This window comes from Candidatus Phyllobacterium onerii (genome assembly GCF_028331445.1).
Classification (GTDB): Bacteria; Pseudomonadota; Alphaproteobacteria; order Rhizobiales; family Rhizobiaceae; genus Phyllobacterium; species Phyllobacterium onerii.
The window spans coordinates 18149-30965 of the sequence record NZ_JAQMHX010000010.1; the positions used below are offsets into that span (position 1 = coordinate 18149).

The following is a 12817-nucleotide window of genomic DNA, read 5'->3' on the forward strand; positions in this document are numbered from 1 at the left end:
GTGGAACTGCTTGCCGTGATGCAGGGAGCAAAGAGCATTCGAATGTTTTTTGGCGCACATCTCGAGTCTCGCAACACCACGGTACGAAGTTGCGGCGGGGCCGTCACTACGCCGGAACAAAAACGGTGCACCCAAGTTAGATCACAGTCCGAAGGAATGATCTGGCCCTTCGACAGTGGACCGCTGCAAACCGCCCATCGGTTAAACCCCTGTGGCGGGCCTCACTTTTCCGAGGAACAATTTCATTCTGGCGGTTCTTTTGGGGTCGGAGTTGCGAGTCCTCTGACCCGAGGCTCGAGGTCGTCAAGGTTACACCGGCGTCGAGCCTCACCGTTAAAAGCACTTGGGCGGTGCTAGAGGAGCGGTAATGCATATCGACATTTTACGGCGCTTATCTCTACACCGTATAATCTTTATGATAGCAGCCGTAGCGTCGGTGTCGGCTTTATGCTGCTATTTGCATCGTAGCCCAAGTTTTTTAAAAAGCAGCAGGCATGCGCTTTAACATCCTCAGGCGGCTAAGCCTAATTCGCTCCCGTTCGGCCAATGCCGATGAGCAAAATCCATGGAGCGTTTCTCGCCGCTGGATAGATTGACGTAGTTGCGCTGCAGAACGGGCGTTTAAAAATCTCTGGAATTTGTTACCGATTTCTATCTCGGGATGTCTAGCTTTGAAACGCCCATTTTCGACCGGCAGCAATGAAGGACCGCTGTCCGAGAAAAAACTCGTTTTGCCCTCCGCATGGTCAACTGGTGGACATAGCATTGCGTAAAATTGCACAGCCGGTATCCTCCATTTTTAACATGGAGGCTGCCATGGCGACGCAGTTAAATGGACGTTTGGAATGCTCCGAATGCCACCACCACGTATCTGCGGATAGCCGCGCAAGTACGATCTGAGAGTCCAATATTATGTACCACCTGCGGTAACTATGTCGGCAGTTGGCATGAAGCCGAGAGTAGTTTTATGAAGCAGGGCGGTTTGAATGGAGTATTCGATCTACATGATGGCCACATCATTAAGAGATGACAACGCTATCCTTGCTCTCTGTGTCATCCAGGCGATCTAACTTTCAGGCCGGGGTTCCTCGTTAGGGCGAGAACTGTGTCGAGCCACACGGTTTGAAGCCAGCAAAGGAGCGGTAGTGCGTACGAGCGATTTCAGGCGCTTATCTTCATCGTCGTCGATGCTATGCTGGATATTTGCGTCGCAATAAGCACTTTCAACAATTCGATCGTGAAACGGTCGGACTCAGTCCGCGATCCGCGCTAGTTAATTTCCAAGCGGTCTATGGCTCAAAAAAAGACGGCAAGTTTGATCTCGCCGTCTAATTCATGAGTCCTGATTAAACGGGGGTGGTCAGGTACCCAGCCGGACTGTCTCGGCAAATAAGCAACTACGAGGATATATGATTGTTCCTCTATAGTCCGCCGCTGGACCAATGTTGTCCGCGCACGAAGGAAAGCTCGCCAAGTACCTTTGAGTCAGCTATCAGCAAGTTCTCAGAATCCCATGAATGAGCTCAATCTCAAGCCGGATGATTCTTCCATCTGCGATATAGTATACCGCGTCATAGCTTGACCGCTCAGCCGCCGTTCCACCTCGTACCAGCGACCGATGTAGCTGCTACACAAATTTACAGAAGATTTGGTCTTTGCCGAGACAGTATCAGGCACCCGCATATTTGTGGTGCCACACGTTTCGGCCATTCCACATAATCGGGCTCGAAACGTCGGTAAGCGTTCTTCCGGCGGTTCTGCGCAACGAACCGACCGGGTTCCCGGCGGACCAGATCCCAGTTGAGCGCGGATTCCGGCTGCTCCACCGCTAATCGAAAACCCGGTCACTAACTATTTGGAATGAACGCTACTTAGACCGATGGGGTAAGTTTGGTTGCCTTGCGGTTTCCAAGACAGCACCCTACCCTCCGCGTCGGGAGTTTCCTTCCAGGAGGAGCTATGTGGCGCATTTATACCTGTCTCAGGTATGAACACGACAATCGTCTTGTAGCGATCGCCGTGGGAATATGTGTACTTGGAAGCCTGATCAGCGCGATGTTCCTCCAACGCGGGGTGATCTCAACGAGGGAAAAACGTTTCTACTGGATCGTATTGTCCGGAATCGTGACGGGGATCGTCATCTGGACTACCCATTTTGCAGCCATGCTTGGGTTTGCTCCAGGCCTAAATTTTAAATTTGACGCAGCTACCGCCATTATGTCGGGGTTCGTGTGCATACTATTTGGGGTTGTGGGCTGGATTGTAGGGTTTGGCGGAACACATCAACGGGGCGTTATTGGAGGGACACTCGTAGGGTTCGGGTTGGCAACCGGGCATTTTCTGGATATGGCCGCGCTACGGTTCAATGGCACCATGTCGTATGATAGCGATTTAATACTCGCTTCTGTTGTTGCGGGACTGTCGTTGAGTGCCCTGTCTGGTTGGCTGATGCAGCGAAGCCATGCTTCCGTGATGGCGCTTCCGACGGCGCTGGCTCTAGCAGGCGGAATCCTAAGCCTTCATTTCATCGCTATGGCCGGCCTGACAATTTTGCCATCGGTAGGTCCGGCGACAAACAATGGCGAGCTCGACGTTCACGCAATCGCCGTGGCCGTGATGGCTACTTCAGTGGCCATTGTGTCGATCGCGCTAGGTCTGACCTTCCATAGTCAGCGACTTGCACGGGCAACCGAAAGAGAACATGAGGCCATGCTTGGCGCTCTGAGTGCATTGCGTAAGAGCGAAGACCACCATCGTGCATCAGTGGAACTCAACCCACAAATACCCTGGGTTGCCGACCCATCGGGATTGATCACCGAAATCGCGCCGCGGTGGGGAGAACTGGTGGGATTGCCGAGTGAACAGGCACTGGGTACTGGCTGGTCCCGAGTTGTCCATACTGCCGACTTGCCAGGTGTGATGGCAGTATGGAAGCGGGCGATCGAGACGGGGCAGAGGGATGCCGCCGATACGCGATACCGCATCAGGCTGCATGATGACAGCTATCGTTGGTTCCGCGCCGTCGCACGCCCTCGGCACAACGACAAGGGTGAAGTCATCGCGTGGTATGGGAATCTCGAAGACATCCACGACCAAGTTAAATCGGAACTTGCCCTCAGGGAAAGCGAAGAACGGTACAGGCTGGCTTCGCGCGCCACCAACGACGTGATCTGGGACTGGTCTGCGGAAACCAACTTGATAACTTGGGCGGGCGCTTACCTCGAAGTCTTGGGTTTCCCAGAGCTGAGCGAGCGAACTACGCTCGACTGGTGGGAACAGAGAATTCATCCCGAAGACAGAGAGCGTATTGTGAGTTCCCAGTTGTCGTTGGAATTTGGAGATAATAGTCAATGGGATCACGAATATCGAATGCGAGTGGCTGGTGGCGACTACATCCACGTATATTCCCGCGGCCAGATCGTTCGGAACATTCAAGGGCGGGCCATAAGAGCTGTAGGGTCAATCAAAGACATAACAGCCCGTAAAAGAATCGAGCGAGATCTCCGGTGGACTGCCAACCATGATCCGCTCACGAAGTTGCCTAACCGATCCTTGTACTCAGATGGACTGGACACTGCCATAGAACGTGCCCGCAAGTACGGTGGATGCGTTGGTCTTATCGTGGTTGACCTCAACAAATTCAAGGTCCTCAACGATAGCATGGGCCACGCCGTCGGAGATGCCGTGCTGGTCGAGGTTGCCGCAAGGCTTTCAAGGACTATTCCCCAAGGCGCGATGGCAGCACGTCTTGGAGGCGATGAGTTTGCCATTATCCTTCCCAACGTACCTTTGACGGACGCGAAAGCAGAGATGGTCCAGGCGATCCTTTCTCCCATAGACGCGCCGTTCTTGGTCGACGACATCAGAATTAATGTCATGCTGAGCGCCGGGTTTGCGATTTGGCCAAGGGATGCGGAAACCGCAGACGATCTGTTGAAATGCGCCGATCTGGCCCTTTACGTTGCAAAGGCCGATACACCCGGGACAATCCGAGGCTTTCGACCCGAGATGAGGCAGGCATCTGAAACAACGAGACGGATGCTCGCCGATGCGAGGACTGCCCTCAGTCGCAACCGGATCGTACCCTTCTATCAGCCAAAGATTTGCCTCAGGACCGGAAGAATATTGGGATTTGAAGCTCTTCTCCGTTGGTACGACAAGCATGCTAACATAAAGCCGCCAAGTGACATTGCCGCAGCTTTCTCTGATTCCATTCTTGCCGTCCAACTTACAGAACGGATGCTGGATCGCATTATCGCGGATTGTACGAAGTGGAAACAGGCCGGAATACCGATTCTGCGAATTGCATTTAATGTCACTGGAGCTGATTTTGGGCGTGGTGATTTAGCCGATCGGATACTGAACAAAATTGCGGCCGCACAACTGGACCCTTCCTGTTTTGAGATTGAAGTAACGGAATCAGTCTTCATAGGCCATTTTTCGTCTCGCGTCGAACGAGCTTTGCGCCGACTGAGAGACGAAGGACTAACAGTCGCTTTGGACGATTTTGGCACTGGATACGCTTCTCTTACGCACCTTCAGCGGTTCGCCATCGACGTAATCAAGATCGACCGATCTTTCATAATGCGCCTATCAGAAGACACGGCGGGAACGGCGATCGTGAATGGGGTCCTGCAGATGGCCCAGAGCATGAGGATCAAGACCGTCGCAGAAGGTGTCGAAACGCCAGAGCAAGCCGAGTACTTGTGCAAGAGAGGTTGCGACGTGGGGCAAGGATATCTGTTCAGTCGCGCAATTGATGCGTCCACGATTCCACTTCTGCTGTCGGATGAAAAGCTTCAGCTTTCCGAATGGTATGAAGAAACGATTGATAAGGAGGCGGGTGGCGGTTCGGCACCATAGTGGAGATCATTACGGGGGCAGGGCACGGATAAGAGCTACGGCCAAGCAATCTCACGTTCCTTGGAGGAACGGGACGCGGCCGGGCTTATCGAAGGCCTTTAAAACCACGCAATTATGTAGCAAAAACCACCAGACTTAGAATCCAGCATGACATCGCCTCGATCGCGCAGATTGGGAGCAGTGCCGAATGGATGTTGCGGTCGAGTTGAAACGGAAAAGGGGCGAGGAGATTTTCGACGGGCTGGTCGAAGTCCGCGAGACGCAAGCGAGTTTGGAAGTCCCTTTACCGAGCACTTGTAGCGGCCGCGGCTCATGGAATAGCAACGCAGCGTGCCGCAGCTAGGGCAATAGGGATCTCGTGGGTTTCAGGCCAGCGCATCAAATATCAGAGCAAATACACAACAACAGGCGTAGTCCGCATCGAAATGCAATTGCGCCAAGCCGTTCATGCTCGCCATAATCCCTTCCGACCCGGGACAGTGGGTTTTTCGTAGCGATGCAGGGATGATTGTCTAAATGTGCCTCTTTTGTTGCTTTCTGCGAGTCCACACATGCTTGCCCATGCAGCGGTTGCTTTGTTCGAATTGCGTAGTGGGGGAAAATGACGCCCTCGTGATGCACGTGGGCGGTTGCCGATCAGGACTTTGTTTCCGGGAGCTTATCCTGTATTGCCACCCACTCGAAGGCGGGCTCCTCTTTTGTTTAAGACATCGGCGTTCCAGATTTTCGGCAGCTGACTGACTTCACCCGATGTCCCGGTCCAAGATTCAGAAGGCATGGTCCCTTCAGCGGACAAGAGCTTAGAGAGCGGGCTGATTGGGCCGGCACTTAAGTCAGCCGTCCAAAACGACACGAAGGTCACGGTCATCCTGGACGGAACTTTTAGCTACCCTTCTTCATTCCTGGAGGAAGCTTTCGGCGTCCTCGTTCAACAGGGGTTCAGCAAGGAAGATATCGGTCATCTCGAAATCGTTGCTCATTCAAGTCGCATGCAACACCACAAGATTACAGCCGAAAGGTCCATCAAGGACCAGTTAAATTTTGGGAAGCGAAATTAATGGTCAACGCCACAGAACCCACATCCGCAACAATCTTGTCGTTTACGGCCAAGCGCCCATTCATCCCGAACTCAGCCGCGAACAGCCTCACACGCACTGAACATGAGGTTGTGTGCGAAGCCGCAGATGGCGCGTGGTACCACGCAGAGGCATTGCGGACAGAGAAGTCACTTCCAAAGAAATAGATGGCAAGGTTGCAGACCATTCGACGTGTCGGCTAAGTCGACGGCGAAGACAAGTGGATTCTCGTGCGGATCCCGGCATAGAACCGGCCATGCCGATCGATGTAACTGTTACGTACTTAGATTTATCCGGCTCCAGTAATATCATCGCATCAACCTTCAGTGTCGATCGTGCACATCACCTGATGAACAGTGTCATCAGGATCAAGCAGTACAGATTTTCCGGATTGCCTTGCATCCGACTTCGCGGCTTCGGTCGCAATGGTCGATTAATCAGAAATGAATTGGGCCACACCAGCAGACGAGTGGCATGCGCATAGGCTGCAACATTTGCGGTTCCTCAAAATCCAGAATGGTCAGGTTGTCGACTTTCGCGGGCGATGGAAATCACTTTGAATTCTGGCCGGCGGCACTAACGACGAAATGGCTGAAGCATTGAACTCGTGAAGGGAAGGGGACCACCATGAGTAAATCTGACGTAAGATCAAACGGATCGCAGAAAGAAGTGGAGGAACCTCGGTCACCATGTAGGTCCATCAACAAACCCAACAAAAAACCGGACGACGAGCCTTGCTCGCAGAATGCTGCCGCCAGCTGCAACATAAACATCCACATCAAAAGCACTGGCACCATCAACATCTACAATTGTTCCACGCCTTGCGAGCCTGAACATGGCGGTCCAAAAGACTGCAGACCCAGTAAACCTGCCGGTTCTTGTCTTGCCGTACCCGCCGGACGAAAACACAAGCTCAGCCGGGAGCAAAGGCTGAGCAAGTGGAGCCATGGGACGCCTGTGCCAAGTGCGTTGGCGGCAAGCACGCTTCACACAATTCGGCGATACCTTCTCAACAACCCGCCAGCAAATGCCCTGGAAACCTCGTCTTTTTCCATTTTGTCCAGAATGACGCCTGAGATGCGCGAGGTGATGTCCTGTGCCGTATCGTCCTACGATGGACTGCCGAAAGAACAACGGAAGCAACTGTTCGACACGTCACTGGCTTTGGGAGACGATCAGCCGGTCGACCCAGACTTGTTGGCGACGGCAGTGCTGCAGGAGCTTACCCGTCGCATCGGTCTCGTGATATTCAATGATCCGGACGGGCTCGAACAGGAACGCCCGGGACAAATCCGCGTCTACGAACCAGTGGGAGAAGATTTCTTCACCCAAGTACGAATCTGCCGGGTCAATGACCTGAGAACCGCAAATTACATTCCAACCCTTACTCCGGGAGACCTTCTTCCTGATGAGGTCCAACATGATTGCACATCTCAGATCGTCGACGGCGCGGTTCAGGTCGTTTGCCAGGTTCGAACTGACGATTGTCCCGGCTACCGTTTCAACGAGGAAGTATGTTTGCGCGTTCTCGATATCGAGGCGGGCAATTCGGTAGTCCTGCGGGGCGTGAACTACTTCAGCACCGACGCAAAGGTAAGATTGACATCGCGGCCCCCTGCCACAGTCGTCCGCGAAGTGGACGCCCATGTTTTCGGCGACGTCACAACGCCTGTCAGAGAAACTGTAAACGGCGAGTCAGTGCTGATCAATGATTGCCGCGTTGACGACAGGATTACATTCCGGCTCCCTGATGACCTGCCGCCCGCGATTTACGAGATACAGGTCGTTGTCCCCAATGTCACCGGCATCGCGTCGTTGGGACCGTTCATGATCTCCAATACCGAGTTCATCAACGTATTGCCTGCATCGACGGCAAGGTTCCAGATAACTGCGGAACGTCTTGGGTGCCGAAAGGAATCGTCGCCCACGTGGGCCGGTTCCGACGAGGTCGGACTGACGTTCCTGACGATCGCGCTTTTCCCCGACCTTACCATGAGCGAAGCCGTCTCCAACAAGTTCCCGATATTCGGAGACGTCGATTCCGCGGAAAACCGCTCCTTGAACCGCGTGCTCTTCGACCAGCAGCAACCGATCGCCGCAGTTGTCGTTACCGCGCTCGGGCACGAGGTAGACGGCCAGGATGCCTATGACAACATGATCACCGACTGGAAGGACATCTTTGTCGATCTCGTCAAGGATCAATGGAAGTACATTACCGCCGGTCTATCGGCAGCGGGTGGGATTGCTGCTATCGCCAAGCTCGGACCCTACGCTTGGATCGCCATCGGAATAGGTGCATTGGTCACAGCGGGCATCGATCTGATCATCGCGCTGTGGGCTCCCGCCGATCTGATCATCGAGGACAGCCTCGGATATTCGACGGCCGATCTTACGGCGCTCACGAGCGAGAACTATCCCGCGCCGTCGACTGCAAGCTATGTCACTGCGGGAAAGATCACGGTGAATCCCCAATTCGTCGACAAGATACCGCTCCAATATCGGGTGCGGCATGACTACGTCGATCAGGATGAGGACACACGATACGACGTCACGTACCGGATCAATCGTGTAGCGTAGGCCCACTGTGATCGCGACGAATGCGGGTGCGGTTGGAACTCAACATCGGCGCGGGAGCGGACGATCCGGCGGCCCCCCAGGCACACTCAGTGCGCCGAGCGTCACATTTGACGCTGGCGGCGGAACGCTCAACTTCAGTCCGACGTCCGCCAGCGATGGCAGCGGTGCTGGCGATCTTGCCCAATCACTGGTCGTGTATGCTGCAAGCCCGGCACGACCCGTAGCGTAGACGGATATGGCCTGCCATCTTGATTATTATCGAACTGCGCAAAGTGTATGGCCAGCACGGGCCGTTGGGGGCGACCCTGGTCAGGTCGGATTGGCCGTCGTCACTTCCTCTGTAATTACCTCGAAGCGAGTTAGTAATGAGGCACCAAAACTGGTGGATATAGCCACGTCGGTTGCGTCACGCCCGGTGGCCATGAGTATGCGCCCTATGCGCGGCGTGTTGTGGCGGGCATCGACGGTGTGCCAGTGGCCGCCAAGATATACTTCGAACCATGCGCTGAAGTCCATGGGATCCGGATTGAATGGGACGCCGATGTCGCCAAGATAGCCCGTGCAATAACGCGCGGGAATGTTCATGCAGCGGCAAAGGGTGATGGCGAGATGGGAAAAATCTCTGCACACGCCTGTCCTGTCGGTATATCCGCCAAAGGCTGTTCTTAGCGGATCGGCTTTCTGATAGTCGAAGGCTATGTGGTCATGGACGTAGTCCCGGATCGCCTCAACCCGAGGCCAGCCCAAGGGTGTCGATGAGAACTGCGACCAGGCAAAGTCGCCAAGCCTGTCCGTGTCGCAATAGCGGCTACCGAGGAGGAAGACGAGAACATCGTCGGGCAAATCCTTGATGTCGTGCTGGATGGCATTCCGGGGAATGACGTCTGGCTCGCCGCCGTCATAGATTACGAATTCTGAGGAGATTGTCGTAAGTCCGGGCGGGGCGACAATACGGGTGCAGGCATTTCCAAATCCATCCGTATAACCCCACGCATCGATTGGCTGGTTGAAAGTCAGTTTCTGCTCCGTCAGAAGATCGACATGCCGCGAGGGATGAATATTCAGCACGAGCAACATCGCTGTCGGCTGCGGGCACTCGTATCCCAAAGTGAACCCGGCGCGTATCTTCATCGTCTCTCCTTGATTGATAGCCGACTGCCTTGTTGACAATCATGCGGCAACGCCAAGGAGCCACTATGGGTTCCCTACAAACCTTCAATCATGGCATCGTGTTCTCCGTAGTGACATTCACCTGCACCGACATTCCATCATAGTCGGAGGCGTCACCGTCGTAGCTTCCGGTCAATGGAATGGCTTGCCGCGGGTCACGGGCAACAGCCACCCGGATCAGATCCCTGTTTCCCACGATCCCGTTCGTCGGATCGAACTCCACCCACCCGGCCCCGGAAGATAGATCTGGCACCATGCATGAGTCGATCCGCCGCCGCGGGTTATCGAGCCATCGCGACTAGGCACATAAATGTAACCAGTGACAAAGCGCGCCGCTAATCCCAGTGAACGGGCTGCCTCCATCATCAGCACGGCAAAGTCCCGGCAGGTGCCCCGCCGTAACGCAAAGTCTGAACAGGGGACTGCGTTCCCCGCGCTGCGCGACGCTCATACACGAAGCTCTCATGAATTGCGAAGCAGAGCGTCATGAGCAGATGGCCCGTTTCCGTCGGATGGCCGACCCGAACGAACTGTCTGCCCCAGCGGCCGACTTCATCGTCACGATCCGGATAGTGACGCTCAATTGTGTGCTCCAGATCAGCAATCTCATCGTTCGCATAAGCGAAGGGATAGCTGAGGGCCTTTTCATCAATCTGCAAATCTTAAAAGATAGGATGGCGAAAACTTTGGCGGCCGCAATTGCAACATGGCCGCCTGAGATGCCTCTAGTGAGCAACGACATGACTTAGCGCGCGACGAGGACTTTCATGGGATTTTCCTGGAGCTGTCGCATCATCTGTTATTCGAGCAGAGATGGCATTTTACCAACCACGGAAATCGTACCGTTGGCGGGGAGTGCATGCAAATGCTGGCAACCCTTGGCCCTATGCCATCATTTCAGTCGTCAGCGTCGGCGGATCGTTCGCGATCGGCATCGCGGCCAAGCTTTAGTATATGCATAGCACCGCTACTCCCGCCGCCACTTGCATGGGGGCGAACCTCGCATCGATGATGACCGAATTCGACAGCAACTTGTCTAACGAGGAATACCACGATCCAAAATTCGCATATCGCGTGGCGATGGTTCAGAAAAAAGCCAACAATCCTTCGACATCTGATTTGGCAGTCGAATTCGTGAAGAACGACACGGACGAAGCTGCAGAAATCAACCGCGTCCTAATCAGGGATGTCGACAAACGGCGCTTCACATCAAGGCAAGTGTGGGAACTGATGCAAGCCAACGGCTACCCGAAATTCAACAACAACAGCCATATGAAACTTTGGAAGAGTCTTGAAGCAAAAAATCCTGACAAAAGCTTCGGACGGGCGGGCGACTACAAGAACACGTGGGTTTGGCACGATTCATGGATTGAACGCGTCCGAGCTCATTGTGAAGAGCACGCTCAAGATTATTGTTAGCGATATATACGATCCCATATGAATGGTAGTGATATAGGTCCATATATAAAAATAAACTATATACGTGCCTATATTGACCTGCGTGATATACGAGCGTATATCATGACCATTCATATAGGAGCGTATATCATGCGAATCCGAACTACTCGGGACATTGGCATTCTGATGAAAGAGGCCCGTAAACGGCAAAACCTGTCTCAGGCTACCTTAGCCAAGATGATCAACACGACCCAAACTTGGGTATCGTGGGTCGAACATGGCAAGTCCACCGCGGAGATCGGCAGCGTGCTGCTCGCCCTCACAACACTTGGTGTCGAGATGGACTTCAAACTTCCGACGATATCGTCGCCGACGCCGTCGGGGGATGATCAGGACGACGACACCCCGCCCTACACACTTTGAAAGATGATGATCAATGGTCGATATCCTCGATGTCTACATTTCCGGTCGGGTGGTGGGAGAACTGTACCACCTGCAGGGCGGCAAGCTCTCGTTCTCTTATAATGAGTCGTGGATGAACGGCAAAATTGCCATTCCGCTGTCGCTGTCAATGCCAACCATCACCAAGACCTACGAGGGCAAAGCAGTTGAAGCCTTCTTATGGGGACTTCTGCCAGACAACGAGCAGACCCTCACCAGATGGGCGCAAAGATTCCAGGTTTCTGCTCGCAATCCGTTTGCCCTGCTGAAGAACGTCGGTCGTGACTGCGCCGGTGCCGTCCAATTCTTGCCACACGGTGAGGAAACCTTCCGTGACGAGGACGTCGAATTACTAACAGATGAGCAGATTGGCGACCGCCTTCGCGACCTGCGCCGAGACGGTGCTGCAACACGGCGGATAGGCGACCCTGGTCAGTTTAGCCTTGCCGGCGCGCAAGCAAAGACTGCCTTTCACTTCAACAAGGCCACTGGCCGGTGGGGTATCCCACTGGGCGATACGCCCACAACGCACATCTTCAAGCCACCAATGCTGCACCTGCACGGGCATACAGAGAACGAACACTTCTGCCTGCAACTCGCAAACATGCTGGGTATGGATGCAGCGAACAGTCAAGTTCTTGAATTTTCCGGGGAGAAAGCGATTGTCATCGAACGCTACGACCGTAGGAATCTTGCCGGGAAAACCGTCCGCATCCATCAGGAAGATATGTGCCAGGCACTGTCGGTCATGCCGACGCTTAAATACGAGAACCAGGGTGGCCCCGGCATTACAACGATCTCGAACAGGGTGCTTGCAGCGTCTAGAGATCCCGTCCGCGACAGGCAGACGTTCATGGAAGCGAACATTTTCAACTGGGTTATTGGTGGCACTGACGCGCACGCAAAGAATTACTCCATGCTGATTGGCGTCTTGGCCGAAGCACGTCTCGCTCCACTCTACGACATCTCAAGCATCTTGCCACACCTTGGTGAAGGGGAGGTGCAAGCGGAGATGCGTGACCTGAAGCTCGCAATGAAGATCGACAAAACATATCAACTCGATGAGGTAATGCCCCGGTACTGGGAGCGCTGTGCGTCTGCCGCCAAAGTGAGTACCGAGTACACGATGGAGGCTGTTCGCCGTCAGGTCACTGTGATGCCAGATATGGTATCTGATTGTGCGGCGAGCGTACGTGCTGAGGGCTTAACTCATGAAATTGTCGATCGGCTCGTCGATACGATTGCGGGGCGCGCCAAAGGCCTGTCGAGGATCTACGGCACGGAGTAATCGA

General features: G+C 54.2%; 7 protein-coding genes and 1 pseudogene. 6 read left to right on the plus strand and 2 right to left on the minus strand.

The features are described from left to right. The first annotated feature begins 1959 nt into the window (after nt 1-1959). From PHA01_RS21105 to PHA01_RS21110, 3 genes are all read left to right on the plus strand, one after another. Nucleotides 1960-4863: a bifunctional diguanylate cyclase/phosphodiesterase gene (locus tag PHA01_RS21105; protein WP_271898324.1), complete on the plus strand. Its 2904-nt coding sequence runs from the start codon at nt 1960-1962 to the stop codon at nt 4861-4863. Nucleotides 4864-5639: 776 nt separating this feature from the next. Further along, nucleotides 5640-5921: an STAS-like domain-containing protein gene (locus PHA01_RS29445; protein ID WP_417021001.1), complete on the plus strand. Its 282-nt coding sequence runs from the start codon at nt 5640-5642 to the stop codon at nt 5919-5921. A 1095-nt stretch (nt 5922-7016) separates the two neighbouring features. Next, complete coding sequence (locus tag PHA01_RS21110) at nt 7017-8516, plus strand: hypothetical protein (RefSeq protein ID WP_271898325.1); 1500 nt, start codon at nt 7017-7019, stop codon at nt 8514-8516. A gap of 309 nt (nt 8517-8825) precedes the next feature. Here the strand turns inward: PHA01_RS21110 and PHA01_RS21115 are convergent, their stop codons facing one another. Both PHA01_RS21115 and PHA01_RS21120 read right to left on the minus strand, forming a co-directional pair. Continuing rightward, nucleotides 8826-9647 (minus strand): transglutaminase-like domain-containing protein, encoded by an 822-nt coding sequence (locus PHA01_RS21115; RefSeq protein WP_271898326.1) that lies wholly within the window; start codon nt 9645-9647, stop codon nt 8826-8828. Between the two features lie 88 nt (nt 9648-9735). Continuing rightward, a pseudogene (locus PHA01_RS21120) lies at nt 9736-10348 on the minus strand (transglutaminase-like domain-containing protein); the annotation flags it as partial. 346 nt (nt 10349-10694) lie between these two features. On the opposite strand from PHA01_RS21120, the gene PHA01_RS21125 reads away from it, so the two are divergent. The 3 genes from PHA01_RS21125 (at nt 10695) to PHA01_RS21135 (ending at nt 12813) form a co-directional block, all read left to right on the plus strand. Beyond that, nucleotides 10695-11105: a hypothetical protein gene (locus tag PHA01_RS21125; RefSeq protein ID WP_271898327.1), complete on the plus strand. Its 411-nt coding sequence runs from the start codon at nt 10695-10697 to the stop codon at nt 11103-11105. Between the two features lie 129 nt (nt 11106-11234). Further along, a complete protein-coding gene (locus PHA01_RS21130; protein WP_271898328.1) occupies nt 11235-11507 on the plus strand; it encodes a helix-turn-helix domain-containing protein in 273 nt (90 codons plus the stop codon). 13 nt (nt 11508-11520) lie between these two features. Next, the gene (locus PHA01_RS21135) at nt 11521-12813 is read left to right on the plus strand and encodes a type II toxin-antitoxin system HipA family toxin (protein ID WP_271898329.1); all 1293 of its coding nucleotides are present in this window, start codon (nt 11521-11523) and stop codon (nt 12811-12813) included. Nucleotides 12814-12817 lie beyond the last annotated feature (4 nt).

Bases quoted from the DNA above. Each gene is read 5' to 3' on its own strand.
- PHA01_RS21105 (WP_271898324.1), top strand. From the start codon at position 1,960: ATGTGGCGCATTTATACCTGTCTCAGGTATGAACACGACAATCGTCTT.
- PHA01_RS29445 (WP_417021001.1), top strand. From the start codon at position 5,640: ATGGTCCCTTCAGCGGACAAGAGCTTAGAGAGCGGGCTGATTGGGCCG.
- PHA01_RS21110 (WP_271898325.1), top strand. From the start codon at position 7,017: ATGCGCGAGGTGATGTCCTGTGCCGTATCGTCCTACGATGGACTGCCG.
- PHA01_RS21115 (WP_271898326.1), bottom strand. From the start codon at position 9,647: ATGAAGATACGCGCCGGGTTCACTTTGGGATACGAGTGCCCGCAGCCG.
- PHA01_RS21125 (WP_271898327.1), top strand. From the start codon at position 10,695: ATGATGACCGAATTCGACAGCAACTTGTCTAACGAGGAATACCACGAT.
- PHA01_RS21130 (WP_271898328.1), top strand. From the start codon at position 11,235: ATGCGAATCCGAACTACTCGGGACATTGGCATTCTGATGAAAGAGGCC.
- PHA01_RS21135 (WP_271898329.1), top strand. From the start codon at position 11,521: ATGGTCGATATCCTCGATGTCTACATTTCCGGTCGGGTGGTGGGAGAA.